This is a genomic window from Pseudomonas sp. CP4, from assembly GCF_047758505.1.
Taxonomy (GTDB): Bacteria; Pseudomonadota; Gammaproteobacteria; order Pseudomonadales; family Pseudomonadaceae; genus Aquipseudomonas; species Aquipseudomonas fluorescens_AO.
The window spans coordinates 3,886,283-3,904,178 of sequence record NZ_CP180489.1 but is presented as its reverse complement, the minus strand read 5'-3'; the positions used below and the strand labels follow the sequence as shown (position 1 = coordinate 3,904,178).

General features: G+C 60.0%; 13 protein-coding genes and 1 tRNA gene. All 14 read left to right on the top strand.

Translation table 11 applies throughout. The features are described from left to right. Window positions 1-5 precede the first annotated feature (5 nt). The 14 genes from rpoD to ACMYUN_RS17345 all read left to right on the top strand — a co-directional run bounded on the left by rpoD (window position 6) and on the right by ACMYUN_RS17345 (window position 17,769). The gene (gene rpoD, locus ACMYUN_RS17410) at window positions 6-1,853 is read left to right on the top strand and encodes an RNA polymerase sigma factor RpoD (protein WP_039757703.1); all 1,848 of its coding nucleotides are present in this window, start codon (window positions 6-8) and stop codon (window positions 1,851-1,853) included. 126 nt (window positions 1,854-1,979) lie between these two features. Continuing rightward, a complete protein-coding gene (locus ACMYUN_RS17405) occupies window positions 1,980-5,726 on the top strand; it encodes a bifunctional diguanylate cyclase/phosphodiesterase (protein ID WP_415761247.1) in 3,747 nt (1,248 codons plus the stop codon). A 15-nt stretch (window positions 5,727-5,741) separates the two neighbouring features. Continuing rightward, window positions 5,742-5,818: transfer RNA gene (locus tag ACMYUN_RS17400), tRNA-Ile, on the top strand. A gap of 196 nt (window positions 5,819-6,014) precedes the next feature. Continuing rightward, window positions 6,015-6,545: a PBECR2 nuclease fold domain-containing protein gene (locus tag ACMYUN_RS17395; protein WP_415761245.1), complete on the top strand. Its 531-nt coding sequence runs from the start codon at window positions 6,015-6,017 to the stop codon at window positions 6,543-6,545. Window positions 6,546-6,859: 314 nt separating this feature from the next. Continuing rightward, window positions 6,860-7,321 (top strand): Lrp/AsnC family transcriptional regulator, encoded by a 462-nt coding sequence (locus ACMYUN_RS17390; protein ID WP_039757699.1) that lies wholly within the window; start codon window positions 6,860-6,862, stop codon window positions 7,319-7,321. Window positions 7,322-7,544: 223 nt separating this feature from the next. Further along, window positions 7,545-9,227 carry a flavin monoamine oxidase family protein gene (locus ACMYUN_RS17385; protein ID WP_039757698.1) on the top strand — a complete coding sequence of 561 codons (1,683 nt, stop codon included), beginning with the start codon at window positions 7,545-7,547 and terminating at the stop codon, window positions 9,225-9,227. Window positions 9,228-9,239: 12 nt separating this feature from the next. Next, window positions 9,240-10,034 (top strand): carbon-nitrogen hydrolase family protein, encoded by a 795-nt coding sequence (locus ACMYUN_RS17380; RefSeq protein ID WP_310403614.1) that lies wholly within the window; start codon window positions 9,240-9,242, stop codon window positions 10,032-10,034. A 38-nt stretch (window positions 10,035-10,072) separates the two neighbouring features. Further along, window positions 10,073-12,484, top strand: coding sequence for a pyrroloquinoline quinone biosynthesis protein PqqF (pqqF, locus tag ACMYUN_RS17375; RefSeq protein ID WP_415761244.1), 2,412 nt, complete (start codon window positions 10,073-10,075; stop codon window positions 12,482-12,484). Window positions 12,485-12,640: 156 nt separating this feature from the next. Next, entirely contained in the window at window positions 12,641-12,715 is a 75-nt protein-coding gene (pqqA, locus tag ACMYUN_RS17370; protein WP_003444522.1) for a pyrroloquinoline quinone precursor peptide PqqA, read from the top strand. An 81-nt stretch (window positions 12,716-12,796) separates the two neighbouring features. Beyond that, entirely contained in the window at window positions 12,797-13,708 is a 912-nt protein-coding gene (pqqB, locus tag ACMYUN_RS17365) for a pyrroloquinoline quinone biosynthesis protein PqqB (protein WP_065616547.1), read from the top strand. Window positions 13,709-13,847: 139 nt separating this feature from the next. Then, window positions 13,848-14,600 (top strand): pyrroloquinoline-quinone synthase PqqC, encoded by a 753-nt coding sequence (gene pqqC, locus ACMYUN_RS17360; protein ID WP_039757691.1) that lies wholly within the window; start codon window positions 13,848-13,850, stop codon window positions 14,598-14,600. Beyond that, the gene (gene pqqD, locus ACMYUN_RS17355) at window positions 14,597-14,872 is read left to right on the top strand and encodes a pyrroloquinoline quinone biosynthesis peptide chaperone PqqD (RefSeq protein WP_016772874.1); all 276 of its coding nucleotides are present in this window, start codon (window positions 14,597-14,599) and stop codon (window positions 14,870-14,872) included. Before pqqC ends, pqqD begins: the two co-directional genes overlap by 4 nt. Next, window positions 14,844-16,004 (top strand): pyrroloquinoline quinone biosynthesis protein PqqE, encoded by a 1,161-nt coding sequence (pqqE, locus tag ACMYUN_RS17350; protein ID WP_415761243.1) that lies wholly within the window; start codon window positions 14,844-14,846, stop codon window positions 16,002-16,004. Before pqqD ends, pqqE begins: the two co-directional genes overlap by 29 nt. Next, window positions 15,970-17,769 carry a S9 family peptidase gene (locus ACMYUN_RS17345; protein ID WP_415761242.1) on the top strand — a complete coding sequence of 600 codons (1,800 nt, stop codon included), beginning with the start codon at window positions 15,970-15,972 and terminating at the stop codon, window positions 17,767-17,769. Before pqqE ends, ACMYUN_RS17345 begins: the two co-directional genes overlap by 35 nt. Window positions 17,770-17,896 lie beyond the last annotated feature (127 nt).

Sequence of the window (17,896 nt, the reverse complement as noted above, 5' to 3'; positions counted from 1 at the left end):
GTGTTATGTCCGGAAAAGCGCAACAGCAGTCTCGTATTATTGAGTTGATCAAACTGGGTCGTGAGCAGAAGTATCTGACTTACGCCGAGGTCAACGACCACCTGCCCGAGGATATTTCAGATCCGGAGCAGGTGGAAGACATCATCCGCATGATTAACGACATGGGGATCCCCGTACACGAGAGTGCTCCGGATGCGGACGCCCTTATGTTGGCCGACGCCGATACCGACGAGGCCGCTGCGGAAGAAGCAGCCGCTGCGTTGGCGGCGGTGGAGACCGATATCGGTCGCACCACTGACCCGGTGCGCATGTACATGCGTGAAATGGGTACGGTCGAGCTTCTGACCCGTGAAGGCGAAATCGAAATCGCCAAGCGGATCGAAGAAGGCATTCGTGAAGTGATGAGCGCAATCGCGCACTTCCCTGGCACGGTTGACCACATTCTCTCCGAGTACACCCGCGTTACCACCGAAGGTGGTCGCCTGTCCGACGTCCTGAGCGGTTATATCGACCCGGACGACGGCATCGCGCCGCCTGCGGCAGAAGTGCCGCCGCCGGTCGACCCGAAAGCCGTCAAGGCCGACGACGATACCGACGACGATGAAGCCGAATCTTCCGATGACGAAGAAGAAGCCGAAAGCGGTCCGGACCCGGTTATCGCTGCGCAGCGCTTCGGCGCCGTGGCCGACCAGATGGAAATCACCCGCAAGGCCCTGAAAAAGCACGGTCGTCACAACAAGGCAGCGGTTGCCGAGTTGCTGGCCCTGGCCGAGCTGTTCATGCCGATCAAACTGGTTCCGAAGCAATTCGAAGCCCTGGTCGAGCGTGTGCGCAGTGCCCTGGATCGTCTGCGTCAGCAAGAGCGCGCGATCATGCAGCTGTGCGTACGTGATGCACGTATGCCGCGCGCCGATTTCCTGCGTCAGTTCCCGGGCAACGAAGTCGACGAAAGCTGGTCCGACGCCCTGGCCAAAGGCAAGAGCAAGTATGCCGAAGCCATCGGTCGCGTGCAGCCGGACATCATCCGTTGCCAGCAGAAGCTGATCGCACTGGAAACCGAGACCGGCCTGACCATCGCCGAAATCAAGGACATCAACCGTCGCATGTCGATCGGTGAGGCCAAGGCCCGCCGCGCGAAGAAAGAGATGGTTGAAGCCAACCTGCGTCTGGTGATCTCGATCGCCAAGAAGTACACCAACCGCGGTCTGCAATTCCTCGATCTGATCCAGGAAGGCAACATCGGTCTGATGAAGGCGGTGGACAAGTTCGAATACCGTCGTGGTTACAAGTTCTCGACTTATGCCACCTGGTGGATCCGTCAGGCGATCACTCGCTCGATCGCCGACCAGGCCCGCACTATCCGTATTCCGGTGCACATGATCGAGACGATCAACAAGCTCAACCGTATTTCCCGGCAGATGCTGCAGGAAATGGGTCGCGAACCGACCCCGGAAGAGCTCGGCGAACGCATGGAAATGCCTGAGGACAAGATCCGCAAGGTACTGAAGATCGCCAAAGAGCCGATCTCCATGGAAACCCCGATCGGTGATGACGAAGACTCCCATCTGGGCGACTTCATCGAAGACTCGACCATGCAGTCGCCAATCGATGTCGCCACGGTGGAAAGTCTGAAGGAAGCGACTCGCGAAGTGCTGTCCGGCCTCACTGCCCGTGAAGCCAAGGTACTGCGCATGCGTTTCGGTATCGACATGAATACCGACCATACGCTTGAAGAAGTGGGCAAACAGTTTGACGTAACGCGTGAGCGGATCCGTCAGATCGAAGCCAAGGCGCTGCGCAAGCTGCGCCACCCGACGCGAAGCGAGCATCTGCGCTCCTTCCTCGACGAGTGATACCAGAACCCCCGGCCCAGGCTGGGGGTTTTGTTTTATGGCAGATTAAATTCCCCGCTCCGCCCTCCCCGCCGCATACCCCGTCTACACTCGAAACAATCACCCCCCAGCCCTAACGAGAGCGTTATGCCCAGACTGGCGCCCGTGCTGTTTCTGCTGTCATTGATGATCTGCACCGCCACGGCTGACGCGCTGACTCTCACCGATGAAGAACGCAGCTGGCTGGCGGCTCACCCCGACTTGCGCCTGGGTGTCGACGCGTCGTGGCCGCCCTTCGAGTTTCGTGACGATCAGAACCGTTATCAGGGACTGGCTGCCGACTATATCGAGGTGATCCGTCAGCGCTTGTCCATCAAGCTGACGCCTATCGAACCGGTGAGCTGGACGGTGGTGCTGGAGCAGGTGAAGAAGGGCAGGATCGATTTGCTGCCGGGGATCATGTCGACGCCAGAGCGCCAGAGTTATCTGTCATTCACCCGGCCGTACCTCGACTTCCCGATCGTCATCCTCGCCCATGTCGGCGGCGCCCAGCCGCGCAAACTCGACGACCTGTACGGGCTGAAAATCGCCGTGGTGGAAAACTACGCCCCCCACGAACTGCTGCGTACTCACCATCCCGATCTGAATCTGGTAGCCATGCCCAACGTCAGTTCAGCGCTGCAAGCCCTGGCGACTGACGAAGTGGACGCGGTAGTCGGCGATCTGGCCTCCAGCGTCTGGAGCCTGCGCCAGCTCAAGCTTGACGGCCTCTATGTCAGCGGCGAAACGCCGTATCGCTATCAACTGGCGATGGCCGTGCCCCGGGACAACAAGGTACTGGTGGGCATTCTCGACAAAGTCCTGGCGGACATGACGCCGGCGGAAATCAGCAGCATTCAGGAACACTGGGTCGGCAACGTGCTTGACCACCGCACGTTCTGGTCGGACCTGCTGATGTACGGCCTGCCCGGCCTGTTGCTGCTGATAACAGTCCTCGCCGCGGTGATCCGCATCAACCGCCGTCTGAGCTCGGAAATCACCCGGCGCATCGACCTCGAGCAGGAATTGCGCAGCAGCGAATATCACTACCGCGGCCTGGTGGAAAGCCTGTCGGCGATTGCCTGGGAAGCGCGGATGAGCGACTTCACCTACAGCTATGTCTCGCCGCACGCTGAAGACTTGCTCGGTTATCCACAATCTCACTGGCTGATTCCGGGCTTCTGGCACAACATCATTCACCCCGCCGACCTGACCCGCACGCAGAACTACTGCAAGGAAGCACTGCGCCAGGGCCGCGATCACATCGTCGACTACCGCGTGATCACCGCCGACGGTCGCTGCCTGTGGGTGCGCGATATCGTCAGCCTGATAGAGCACGGCCACGAGCCAGTGATGCGCGGCCTGATGATCGATATCAGCGAGATCAAGCGCACTGAAGAAGCGCTGCGCCTGTCGGAGCAGAAGTTCGCTTCGGTGTTCGAGCAATGTCCGGACATTCTGGTGATTGCGCGCCTGTCCGACGGCTGCCTGCTGGAGGTCAACGAGGCCTTCGAGGAACAGATCGGCCTGCGCGCCGAGGACGTGATCGGTCAAACCGCCACCAACCTTAATATCTGGGGGATTCCCGGGGTTGGACCGGGCCTGCTGCAGCGCTTGCAGGCCGGCAGCATCCGCAACCTGGAAATGCCCTTTCGCCGCAACAACGGCCAGGTGTTCACTGGGCTGATATCCGCCGAGCCATTCGACCTCGACACCACCCCGGCGCTGGTGGTGGTGGTGCGCGACATCAGCCAACTCAAGGAAACCCAACAGCAACTGCAAACATCGGAGGAGAAGTTTGCCAAGGCCTTTCATGCGTCGCCGGACGGCCTTCTGCTGTCGCGCCAGAGCGACGGGCTGCTGCTGGAGGTCAACGAAGGCTTTAGCCGCATCACCGGTTTCAACAGTGCCATGTCGGTGGATCGGTCGACACTGGATCTGGGCATCTGGGTCAACCTCAACGAACGCAAACAGATGCTCGACCTGCTGCACCGCGACGGTTTTGTCCGCGACTTCACCTGCCACATCCGTCGCAGCGACGGGCAGATCCGCCTGTGCGAAGTGTCCAGTCGTCCACTGCCGATCGGTGACGAAGACTGCATGCTGACCATCGCCCGCGACATCACCGAACGCCATCTCATGCAGGAAAAACTGCAGCAGGCCGCAACCGTTTTCGAGAGCACTGCCGAGGGCGTGCTGATCACCGATACCCAACAACACATCAGTGCGGTCAATCGGGCGTTCACCGAAATCACCGGTTACAGCGAAAGCGAAGCACTGGGCCACACCCCCCGGCTATTGGCGTCCGGGCTGCATGACAGCGCGTTCTACGCGGCGATGTGGCACCAATTGACCGACGAGGGACACTGGCAAGGCGAGATTTCCAACCGGCGCAAGAACGGCGAGCTGTACCCGAGCTGGCTGACCATCAGCGCCGTGCGCAATCGCGACAAGTTCATCACTCACTTCGTCGCGGTGTTCGCCGATATTTCCAGCCTCAAGCATGCCCAGGCCAAGCTCGATTACCAGGCTCACCACGACCCCCTCACCGGTTTGCCCAACCGCACCTTGTTCGAAAGCCGCCTGCAAATGGCCCTGACCAGCCAGCAGGAAAATGGCGGCCAGGGTGCCGTGCTGTTTCTCGACCTCGACCGCTTCAAACACATCAACGACAGCCTCGGCCACCCGGTCGGCGACCTGTTGCTCAAGGGCATTGCCGTGCGCTTGAAAGAACAACTGCGCGATATCGACACGGTCGCGCGATTGGGTGGTGACGAGTTCATCATCCTGTTGCCAGGTTTGCAGCAAGCCAGCGACGCCGACAACATCGCGACGAAACTGCTCAACTGCTTCGGAGCGCCGTTCCAGGCCGGCGAACACGAGTTCTTTATCAGCGCCAGCATCGGCACCAGCCTCTATCCCCGCGACGGTTGCGATGTGGCCACGCTGGTGAAAAACGCCGACGCGGCGATGTACCGCTCCAAAGCCAAAGGACGCAACCGCGTCGAAAGCTATACCCGGGATCTCACCGCCCAGGCCAGCGAGCGCATAGCCCTGGAACACGAACTGCGCCGCGCCATCGAGCGCGACGAGCTGTTTCTCTATTACCAACCGAAAATCAGCCTGGTCGACCACAGCCTTGTCGGCGCCGAAGCGCTGATTCGCTGGCGCCACTCGACCTTCGGCGACGTGCCGCCCGAGCATTTCATTCCACTGGCCGAAGAGAACGGCATGATCCTGCAGATCGGCGATTGGGTGCTGGAGACCGCTTGCCGGCAAATGTTCGAGTGGAACGAGATCTACCAACCGCTCGGTCCGCTTTCGGTAAACCTCGCCGGTGCGCAATTGCGTCAGCCCAACCTCTTGGTGCGCATCGAACAACTGCTCAAGGACAACCGCCTCAGGCCGGATTTACTGCAACTGGAAATTACCGAGAATTTCATCATGAGTCAGGCCGAAGAGGCGCTGGCGGTGTTGCACCAGCTCAAACACCTCGGCGTGCAACTGGCGATCGACGATTTCGGCACCGGCTACTCCTCGCTCAGCTACCTCAAACGGCTGCCGCTGGACATCCTCAAGATCGACCAGTCCTTTGTCCGCGGACTGCCTGACGATCCCCACGACGCGGCGATCGTGCGTGCCATCATCGCACTCGGCCGCAGCATGCAATTCACCGTAATTGCCGAAGGCGTGGAAACCCAGGCGCAACAACAGTTCCTCGCCGCGGAAGGTTGTGAACAGATCCAGGGCTACATCGTCAGCCTGCCGCTGCCCCCGGAGGAATTCGCCGCGACGTTTCTGCGTGTAACCGTATCGGATTTTTCGGATAGCACAGCCGCGAAACCGTCGCTATAATCCGCGGCCTACTGAGGGCCTATAGCTCAGTTGGTTAGAGCAGAGGACTCATAATCCTTTGGTCCACGGTTCAAGTCCGTGTGGGCCCACCAAATTGAAAAGCCGCGCTGAATGCGCGGCTTTTTTTATGGGCTTTGATTTCCCAGTCATGCTAATCCCGACGCTCGGAAGAAAGCTGCGCTATCTGTAGGAACATTCTGAAGCGACGTTTCCAGGACGTTTGCAGCCTTGTTAGGCTTTCCTGCGAGCAATTAATCTCCTGACGCATCGCCGCCCGGGATCGTTTCCATGCTCATGAATGCTGCTCCATCAATCAGGGAAGCAGCCGGCCAAGCAACCTGGATCGATCTTGCCCTACCCGACTTGAGAACACTCTCGAAAGAACTTCGATCAGCCGCAATTGCAGAAATCAAAAGGGCTGACGATGCAGCGGGCGCCTTGGGAATACTCTTGAAATACTTCGGTTTCATCGATGAGTCGGTTATGGCCGTCACGATCCTGACGCCCATTGGAAACATTGCGGTTGCGAGAGACAAACTTGCCCATATTGTTGAGAAACGCCCGGACTCCCGCGAACGCTATGTTCGACATGCTATCGATACTTTAACGGGCCCCTTTGAAATTTGGAAAGTCCGTTACGATAACGGCGGACACCGCGTGGCATTCATCAATGCTTATGAGGCAAAAAATGACATGCTCGTGGTTGTGGACATTAGGGATGGACACGTTCTTTGGAATTTTATGCACGCTCCGGCGAGAGCCATGAACAGGCATCGAAAAGGCGAGCTTTTGTATAAGCGGTACATTTTCATCGACTAAAAAAAGGGCAGCCATTGGCTGCCCGTAACATCTGAATCCTGATATTTGCATCCTCAGGAAATGGGATGAAGAGGTCTCACCTGACACCGATGTTGCAGCATCGCTGAGGTACCTACATCTGCTGATGCCCTGCAAGGCAGCAGATTTCGCGCTCTTGGTGGCATTCTTGGGAAACAGGGCAGACAAGTCAAATCAATTGTCAGAACATTTGTTTCAGCAAAATCATCCGTGAGCACTTTGCTGTGGCGCAGAAGCCTATCGTTGTTTGCCTGTAAAGTGAGCCTCTCTTCGACCCAACGCTAATGGAGCCCCCCTTGCCAGACACCCGCCACCCCATCCTCGACGAGATCGACCGCCAACTGATCGCCGCGCTGCAAATCAATGCCCGCGAAAGCGTGGCCATGCTCGCCCGTCAGCTAGGCATTGCTCGCACGACGGTGACGTCGCGTCTGGCCCGGCTGGAAAAGGCCAAGGTGATCACCGGTTACGGCGTGCGCCTCGGTCAGCGTGTTGTCGATGGGGGGCTGCAAGCCTATGTCGGGATCAAGGTCCAACCGCGTTCCGGCAAGGATGTGCTGCGGCGCTTGAGTGCGATGGCGCAGGTGCAGCAGCTGTGTGCGGTGAGTGGCGAGTTTGATTATGTGGCGTGGTTGCGCACCGATTCGCCGGAGCAGTTGGATCAGTTGCTGGATCAGATTGGCAGCGTCGATGGGGTGGAGAAGACCACAACGTCGATCATTCTGAGTAGCAAGATAGATCGGGGTCAGCCGGTTTAAGATTTTGACCGAGCTTCTCGGCTGAATTTCAAAGCCTCTTAGCGAGCAGGTTCGCTCCCACATTTTGGTCAGTATGCAGCCTGCATTCGTCAGTCTGCACAACAATCAGGCAAAACGACGACACATTGCGTCTTATTAACGCGCTCCACGCTCCCTAGAATGGCTGGCAACTTTTCCTATACTCAGACGCGAATCCTGCGTCGGGTCGCCAACAAGGTCAGCCATGAACAACAACAATCGTCATCCTGCAGACGGCAAGAAACCCATCACCATCTTCGGTCCGGACTTTCCGTTCGCGTTTGACGACTGGATCGAGCATCCGGCTGGTTTGGGCAGCATTCCCGAGCAGCACCATGGCGCTGAAGTGGCGATTGTCGGCGCAGGCATCGCCGGTCTGGTGGCCGCGTATGAGCTGATGAAGCTCGGTTTGAAACCGGTGGTGTACGAGGCGTCGAAACTCGGTGGTCGTCTGCGCTCGCAGGCCTTCAACGGCACAGACGCCATCGTCGCCGAGCTCGGTGGCATGCGCTTTCCGGTGTCCTCCACGGCGTTCTACCACTACGTCGACAAGCTCGGCCTCGAAACCAAGCCTTTTCCCAACCCGTTGACCGGCGCGTCTGGCAGCACCGTGATCGATCTGGAAGGCGAAACCTATTACGCCGAAAGCCTGAAGGATCTTCCGGCATTGTTCCAGGAAGTGGCTGATGCCTGGGCGGATGCGCTGGAAGCAGGCTCGCAGTTTTCCGATATCCAACAAGCCATTCGCGACCGTGATGTGCCGCGCCTTAAAGAGCTGTGGAACAAGCTGGTGCCGCTGTGGGACGACCGGACCTTTTACGACTTCGTCGCCACTTCGAAGGCCTTCGCCAAATTGTCTTTCCAGCACCGCGAAGTGTTCGGCCAGGTCGGTTTCGGCACCGGCGGCTGGGATTCCGACTTCCCCAATTCGATGCTGGAAATCTTCCGCGTGGTGATGACCAACTGCGACGATCATCAGCACTTGGTGGTCGGTGGCGTCGAGCAGGTGCCGCAGGGCATCTGGCGCCATGTACCGGAACGTTGCGTGCACTGGCCGGCCGGCACCAGCCTGAAATCCCTGCACCGTGGCGCGCCGCGTTCGGGCGTGAAGAAAATTGCCCACGCACCGGAAGGCCGTTTCGCCGTTACCGACAACAATGGTGACACCCGCGAATACGCCGCCGTGCTGACAACCTGCCAGAGCTGGCTGCTGACTACCCAGATCGAGTGCGACGAAACCTTGTTCTCGCAGAAAATGTGGATGGCCCTCGACCGCACCCGCTACATGCAAGCGTCAAAAACCTTCGTGATGGTCGATCGGCCGTTCTGGAAAGACAAAGATCCGGAGACCGGCCGCGACGTGATGAGCATGACCCTCACCGATCGCCTGACCCGTGGCACCTATCTGTTCGACAACGGCGACGACAAGCCGGGTGTGATCTGCCTGTCGTACTCGTGGATGAGCGACGCGTTGAAAATGCTCCCGCATCCGGTGGAGAAACGCGTTGAGCTGGCGTTGAACTCGTTGAAAAAGATCTACCCGAAAGTCGACATCGCCGCGCGGATCATCGGCGATCCGATTACTGTGTCGTGGGAAGCCGATCCGTACTTCCTCGGTGCCTTCAAAGGCGCCCTGCCCGGCCATTACCGCTATAACCAGCGCATGTACGCGCACTTCATGCAGGACGATATGCCGGCGGAGCAGCGCGGGATTTTCATCGCTGGCGACGATGTGTCGTGGACACCGGCGTGGGTCGAAGGCGCGGTGCAGACTTCGCTCAACGCGGTGTGGGGCATCATGAAGCATTTCGGCGGTTCGACACATAAAGAGAACCCGGGCCCGGGTGATGTGTTCAAAGACATCGGCCCTATCGCCCTGCCCGAGTAAGAGGATTCCCCGATGCGCGTAGCCGTTTACCAATGTCCACCGTTGCCACTGGACCCCGCCGCCAACCTGCAGCGTCTGCATCAAGTAGCAATGGAGGCCAAGGGCGCTGATCTGCTGGTGCTGCCGGAGATGTTCATGACCGGCTACAACATCGGCGCCGAAGCGGTGAGCACGCTGGCCGAGGTCTATAACGGCGAATGGGCGCAGCAGATCGGCCGGATCGCCAAGGCTGCGGGTCTGGCGATCGTCTACGGCTACCCCGAGCGCACCGCCGACGGGCATATCTACAACGCCGTGCAACTGATCGACGCCCACGGCGAGCGCCTGTGCAATTACCGCAAGTCGCATCTGTTTGGCGATCTCGACCGGTCGATGTTCAGCCCCGGTGACTCCGACTTGCCGGTGGTTGAATTGAACGGCTGGAAGCTCGGCTTCCTGATCTGCTATGACTTGGAGTTTCCGGAAAACGCGCGTCGTCTGGCCTTGGCCGGCGCCGAGCTGATCGTGGTGCCTACGGCCAACATGGTTCCGTTCGACTTCGTCGCCGACGTCACCGTGCGTGCCCGCGCCTTCGAAAACCAGTGCTACGTGGCTTACGCCAATTACTGCGGACATGAAGGCGATATCCAGTATTGCGGGCAAAGCAGTATTGCCGCGCCGGACGGTAGCCGTATCGCCCTGGCAGGTCTGGACGAGGCGTTGATCGTCGGTGAACTGGACCGCCAATTGATGAACGACTCACGCCAGGCCAACCGCTACCTCAGCGATCGCAGGCCAGAGCTTTACGGCGCGCTCAACCGCCGCTAATCCGCTAGCATGGGCACTTCACTGTTCTGGAAGTGCCCATGCCTGCGCCGACTCATCCCCGCCCCCACACTGAAACACTGGCCAACGGCCTGCGCGTGACCCTGCGCCACGTGCCCGGTCTCAAGCGCAGCGCTGCCGCGTTACGCGTGGCGGCCGGCAGCCATGACGTGCCATTGGCATGGCCGGGGCTGGCGCATTTCCTTGAGCATTTGCTGTTTCTCGGCACCGAGCGTTTTCCCACAGATGAAGCGCTGATGGCCTACGTGCAGCGTCACGGCGGGCAGGTAAATGCCAGCACCCGTGAGCGCACCACGGATTTTTTCTTCGAGCTGCCAGTATCGTCGTTCAGCGCCGGGCTCGAGCGTCTGTCAGAAATGCTCGCCCGACCGCGTATGAATCTGGACGATCAACTGCGTGAACGGGAAGTGCTGCAGGCGGAATTCGTCGCCTGGTCGCAGGATCCGACAGCGCAACAGCAGTTTGCCTTGTATGAAGGTTTGCCAGCGGAGCACCCGTTGCGCGGGTTTCATGCGGGCAATCGGGACAGCTTGCAGGTCGAATCGTCAGGGTTTCAGTCGGCGCTGAAAGATTTCCATCAGCGCTTTTATCGAACCGGGCAAATGAGCCTCAGTCTGGTCGGTCCACAGAGTATTGATGAATTGCGGGAGCTGGCGCGGCAATTCGCAGCGGTGTCGCCGGTTGGGGATAAAGTTGCCCAGGCTGCCCCGCCACCGCTGACGGTGAGAAGTTATCAACAGGTTGGCGCTCACGCGAACCTGTTGTTCGCCTTCGACGGCTTACCCGAACCATCCGCAGAGGCGATGGCCTTTCTCTGTCATTGGTTGAACAACGCCAAACCCGGTGGATTGCTCGCACACCTGCAACGACAGAACCTGGCTGACAGTCTGAAAGCCGCGCCGATCTACCAGTTCGCTGGGCAAGCGCTGCTGCATCTTCAATTCCATGCCGCCGGCGAGCAGTTGAACACCATTCATGAACAACTGCTGGACTGGCTGAGCTTCTTCGCCCGCCAGGACTGGACGCCGTTGCGCGAGGAATACGCAGCCCTGCTTCAGCGCCAGCAGCAAGTCAGCGGCGCGTTGCAACTAGCGCGCATCGACGTTGAGCAGAAAGAATCAGGTCTGTCCGAGTCGGGTGTTGCCGCACTTGCGCACATCCTTCGCGAAATCGGTGGTGTGGATAACTTCAGCGATCGTTGGCACCTGCCCGCCGCGAACCCTTTCCTGCGCGACAATGAACCGCTGGCCAATGCCGGGCTGATTCGCGGCCAGACCAGCGCCCACCGAGGCCTGCGCACATTCGCCCAGGATCGCTCGCGCAGTCGTCGCGAACGGTCGCCGATGCACTTCAGTCGTGCGCTGCCAGACAGCAGCGATGAGGGCGCGATTTACCTGCGCTGGCAGGTCGACATGGCGGCCAGCGCCGATCTGCGCGCAAGATTGCAGCGCAGTCTGCGTCAGACCCGACAGGATGCGTCCGAAGCCGGAGTGGACTTGTCTTTCAGCGCCGCAGGTAACCAATGCCTGTTGAAAATGACCGGATTACAGGAACCGATGCCCAGCGTCCTGGAGCACGCGCTGAAATGTCTGACGATGATCGACGCCGATTCGCCGCGCGACGAGGTGCAGATACCTTCGATGCCGATCCGCCAACTGCTCGAAGCGTTGCCGGAAAAATACCTGCCCCCGATTGAAACCAGCGATGACGCCAAACAGCTGTGGACAACTTCGCGCTGGGACGGCCTCGCTCTAGGGCTGAATCAACAGACCCAATCAGCCATGGGCCTGGCGCTGAGCCGGATTCCCGGCACACCGGACAATCAGCTACCGGTGACACCGATCACCCAAGGCCAGTACCAATGGAGCCAGATCAACACCGCCTCCAGCGAACACGCCTTGCTGCTGATCTGCCCGACTGCCAGCCGCGACATCGCTGATGAAGCTGCATGGCGCCTTCTGGCGCAGTTGTGCCAGACGCCTTTTTACCAGCGCCTGCGTGTCGAATTGCAATTGGGGTACGCCGTGTTCAGCGCGCTGCGTCAGGTGCACGGCACGACTGCGATTGTCTTTGGCGTGCAATCGCCGACAGCCTCTGCGGCGATCCTGCTTGAACACATCCAAGCGCTCTTCAACGGCATTCCGGCGATGATCGAAACGCTTGATGACGCTGGCCTCAAGCAACAAAGCCAAAACCTCGCCGACCAATTCAATCCGGCGACACAGTCCAACAAGGACGCTGCCGAACTTCTGTGGCAGGGTAAACTCGCCGGCCATTCGTCGGATTACCGTGAGCAACTGGTTATGGCGATCCGGCAGCTGGATCACAAGGCTTTGCTGGCCGCTGCGCAGCGCCTGATCAATGCCAATGGCGGCTACCACTGTCTGGCGAATGAACCGATGCCCGGCGCGCCGTGGCAAGCGGCAAATTGATCATTACCGAGGCTGCAAGGAGCTTTCTCAAAGATTCACGGGTCACGCCGTTGAAATTTTGAGTAACATAGCCGCCTAACTAATTGGAACATCACCGCGCTGCCGTGGACTATAACTATGGATAGCGCTATCCCAACCCTCAGAAGGAGACATCTCATGGCCTGGACCAAACCTGCTTACACCGACCTGCGTATCGGCTTCGAAGTCACCATGTACTTCGCCAGCCGCTGAGTTCTGCTTACGCAGATCCGCAGTGCAACGCCTCGGCTCGCCGAGGCGTTTTATTTTCCGCGTTGAAATGATGGAGCGTTCATGTTCGTCCAGATTCTGGGTTCGGCCGCCGGTGGCGGTTTTCCGCAGTGGAACTGCAACTGCGTCAACTGCGCAGGCTTTCGCGACGGCAGCCTGAATGCCAAGGCCCGCACCCAATCGTCCATCGCCATTTCCGATGACGGCGTGAACTGGGTGTTGTGCAATGCCTCGCCGGACATCCGCGCGCAACTGCAAAGCTTCGCCCCGATGCAACCGGGCCGGGCCCTGCGCGACACCGGCATCAGCGCGATCATCCTGATGGACAGCCAGATCGACCACACCACCGGCCTGCTCAGTCTGCGCGAAGGCTGCCCGCATCAGGTCTGGTGCACGGACATGGTTCACGAAGACCTCAGCACCGGTTTTCCCCTGTTCAAGATGCTCACCCACTGGAACGGCGGGCTGGACTGGAACCGCATCGAACTCGACCAGAGCTTCACCGTAGCCGCCTGCCCGAACCTGCGTTTCACGCCGTTGCCGTTGCGCAGCGCCGCGCCGCCGTATTCGCCGCACCGTTTCGATCCGCATCCGGGCGACAACATCGGTTTGATCGTTGAAGACCTCAACACCGGCGGCAAGCTGTTCTACGCGCCAGGGCTGGGCAAGGTCGATGCGCCGCTGCTGGAAATCATGGCGGGCAGCGATTGCCTGCTGGTCGACGGCACGCTGTGGGATGACGATGAAATGCAGCGCCGTGGCGTCGGCACCCGCACCGGTCGCGAGATGGGCCACCTGGCGCAGAACGGCCCCGGCGGCATGCTCGAAGTGCTGGAGCAGTTGCCCGAGCAGCGCAAGGTACTTATCCACATCAACAACACCAACCCGATCCTCGACGAGGATTCGCCGGAGCGTGCCGAGCTGGCGCGGCGTAATGTTGAAGTGGCGTTTGATGGCATGAGCATCGTGCTTTAAGCAATCGAGACCGCGGCGCGGTCTATCGCGAGCAGGCTCGCGCCCACATTGGAATGCGATCAACTGTGGGAGCGAGCCTGCTCGCGAAGAGGCCAGCACAGACACCAGAGATTTCCAGGGTTGTTCCCGGAGAACAGACATGACCGACACCCCGCTGTCCCCCGCCGAATTCGAAGCGGCCCTGCGCGCCAAAGGCGCCTATTACCACATCTATCACCCCTACCACGTGGCGATGTATGAAGGCCGCGCGACTCGCGAGCAGATTCAGGGCTGGGTCGCCAACCGCTTCTACTATCAGGTGAACATTCCCCTGAAAGACGCAGCGATCCTCGCCAACTGCCCGGATCGGGAAATCCGCCGCGAGTGGATTCAGCGCCTGCTCGACCACGACGGCGCGCCCGGTGAAGACGGCGGCATCGAAGCCTGGCTGCGTCTGGGTCAGGCTGTCGGCCTCGATCCAGATCAGTTGCGCTCCCAGGAGCTGGTATTGCCCGGCGTGCGTTTCGCCGTCGATGCCTACGTCAACTTCGCCCGTCGCGCCAGTTGGCAGGAGGCGGCAAGCAGCTCGCTGACCGAATTGTTCGCGCCGCAGATCCACCAGTCGCGCCTGGACAGCTGGCCGCAGCATTACCCGTGGATCGACCCGGCCGGTTATGAATATTTCCGCACTCGTCTCGGTCAGGCGCGGCGTGACGTCGAGCATGGGCTGGCGATCACCCTTGAGCATTACAAGACCCGTGAAGGCCAGGAGCGCATGCTGGAAATTCTCCAGTTCAAACTGGACATTCTTTGGAGCATGCTCGATGCCATGAGCATGGCCTACGAACTGAACCGTCCGCCGTATCACAGCGTGACCGAACAACGGGTCTGGCATAAAGGAATCATCTTATGAGTTTCGACCGCAGCAAAGTGCCGAGCTGGCGCCCGGGCTATCGCTTCCAGTACGAACCGGCGCAAAAGGGCCATGTGTTGCTGTACCCAGAGGGCATGATCAAGCTCAACGAAACGGCCGCGCTGATTGGCGGCCTGATTGATGGCGAACGCGATGTCGCGGCAATCATTGCCGAACTCGACAAGCAGTTCCCCGGCGTACCCGAGCTCGGTGACGACGTCGAGCAATTCATGGAGGTTGCCCGTGAGCAACACTGGCTCACCCTTGGCTGATCTGCCGGCCAAACCGGAAGTCGGCCTGCCGCTGTGGCTGCTCGCCGAGCTGACCTACCGTTGCCCGCTGCAATGCCCGTACTGCTCCAATCCGCTGGATTTCGCCGAGCAGGGCAAAGAGCTGACCACCGAACAATGGATCAAGGTGTTCCGCGAAGCGCGCGAGATGGGCGCGGCGCAATTGGGCTTTTCCGGCGGCGAACCGCTGGTGCGTCAGGACTTGGCCGAACTGATCCGTGAAGCGCGGCAGTTGGGTTTCTACACCAACCTGATCACTTCCGGCATTGGCCTGACCGAGCAGAAAATCAGCGACTTCAAAAAGGCCGGGCTCGATCACATCCAGATCAGTTTTCAGGCCAGCGACGAGCAAGTGAACAACCTGCTCGCCGGCTCGAAAAAGGCCTTTGCGCAGAAGCTGGAAATGGCGCGTGCGGTGAAGGCCCACGGCTATCCGATGGTGCTGAACTTCGTCACCCATCGGCACAACATCGACAAGATCGACCGCATTATCGAACTGTGCATCGCGCTGGAGGCTGACTTCGTCGAACTCGCCACTTGCCAGTTCTACGGCTGGGCGCAGCTCAATCGTGTGGGTCTGTTGCCTACCAAGGAACAACTGGTGCGTGCCGAACGCATCACCAACGAATACCGGGCCAGGCTGGAAGCCGAAGGGCATCCGTGCAAGCTGATATTCGTCACGCCGGACTACTACGAAGAACGCCCGAAAGCCTGCATGAACGGCTGGGGCAGCATCTTCCTGACCGTCACCCCGGATGGCACCGCCCTGCCCTGCCATGGTGCGCGCCAGATGCCTGTGCAGTTTCCCAACGTGCGCGATCACAGCATGCAGCACATCTGGTATGACTCGTTCGGCTTCAACCGTTTTCGCGGTTACGACTGGATGCCCGAGCCGTGCCGCTCTTGCGACGAGAAAGAAAAAGACTTCGGCGGCTGCCGCTGCCAGGCGTTCATGCTCACCGGCGACGCCAGTAACGCCGACCCGGTGTGCAGCAAGTCCGAACATCACGGCGTGATCCTCAAGGCCCGCGACGAAGCCGAGACCGCCACTCAAACCATCGAACAATTGGCCTTTCGCAATGAACGAAACTCACGCCTCATCGCCAAGGGCTGAGCCTTTCAGCGCCGCCCAGGCCGTCGCCGCCGGAACCGACTTCGCCGAACTGCAGCTCGGCGTCCATGGTGTGTTCTGGAATGAATATCGCCCAGAGGACGCCGCGTGCCGAATCTGGCATTGGCGCGCTGGCGTAGCGAAACGTCTGACGCCGGACGGCTTCAGCGTGCGTAGCCGGGTGTACGAATATGGCGGTGGCGCGTTTTGTCTGACGCCTGACGGGGTGGTTTTCGTCAATGAAGCGGATCAGCAGATGTATCGGCAGGCGCTGGATGGCGAGCCGATCGCGCTGACGACGACTGACTGCCGCTACGGCGATCTGCAATTCGCCGCTGGCCGGGTGTTGGCAGTTGAAGAGCAGCATGATCAGCATCGACTGGTGGCGATTGATCTGGACACCGGAACGCGACAGGTGCTGGCCGAAGGTGCAGATTTTTATGCGTCGCCAACGCTGAGTCCCGACGGCCAGCGCTTGGCATGGATCGAGTGGAGCCGACCGCATCAGCCGTGGACCTCGACGCGCTTGATGGTCGCGGAAGGTGATTTTTCCGCACCTCGTTGTATTGCCGGCGAGCAGATTGAGGAGTCGATCCAGCAGCCGCGTTTCGACGCCGACGGCCGGCTCTACTGCCTGACAGATCGTGGCGGCTACTGGCAGCCGTGGGTCGAAACATCTGACGGTTTGCACGCGCTACCGAGTGCCGAGGCCGATCACGCGCCCGCGCCCTGGCAACTGGGCGGCTGCACTTGGCTGCCTGTCGGTGATCAATTTTTAGCCAGCTGGAGCGAGGATGGTTTCGGCCGCCTGGCCCTTGGTAGGAAGGATTTCAGCGGCGACTACAGCCGCTTCCGTCACTTGGCAGTGGATCAGCAGTTCATCTACTGCATTGCCGCCTCGCCGGTCAGCCCGTCGGCAGTGATTGCCATCGATCGTGCTTCTCACGCAGTGAAAGTCCTCGCTGGCGGCGTGGCGCCATTGCCCGCCGAACGCATCAGCCGTCCGCAGACCTTGCGTTATCCGAGCGGCTCCGGCGAGGCACACGGTTTCTTCTACCCGGCCATGAGCGGTGAAGCGAAACCGCCGCTGGTGGTGTTTATCCACGGCGGCCCGACCTCGGCGTGCTATCCGATCCTCGATCCGCGCATCCAGTACTGGACCCAGCGCGGCTTTGCTGTCGCCGACCTCAACTATCGCGGCAGCAGTGGCTATGGTCGCGAATATCGGCAAGCGCTGCATCTGCGCTGGGGCGAGGTGGATGTCGAGGATGCCTGCGCGGTGGTCAGCTATCTCGCTGGCCAAGGTTTGATCGATGGTGAGCGCGCGTTCATTCGCGGTGGTAGTGCGGGCGGGTATACGACACTGTGCGCGCTGGCGTTCAGACAAGTCTTCCGCGCAGGCGCCAGCCTCTACGGCGTCAGCGATCCGGTGGCTTTGGCACGTGCCACGCACAAGTTCGAGGGCGATTATCTGGACTGGCTGATCGGCGATCCCGAGCTGGATGCCGAACGCTATGCCGCACGCACGCCGTTGCTGCACGCAGACAACATTCGCGCGCCGGTGATTTTCTTCCAGGGTGAACTGGACGCGGTGGTCGTGCCGCAACAGACCCGCGACATGGTCGCGGCGCTGGAGCACAACGGCATCCCGGTCGAAGCGCATTACTACCCCGACGAACGCCACGGCTTTCGTCGCGCGGCTAACCAGGCGCATGCGCTGGAGCGGGAGTGGACGTTTTATCGGCGGGTGATGGGGCTGAATGACTGAGCCCTCACTTTGAGACTGCGTCGCTCCAATCGCGGGCAAGCCCGCTCCCACAGGTTATTTGGTGTACACAAAAATTGTGATCCCTCATAACACTGTGGGAGCTGGCTTGCCCGCGATAGCTATTGAT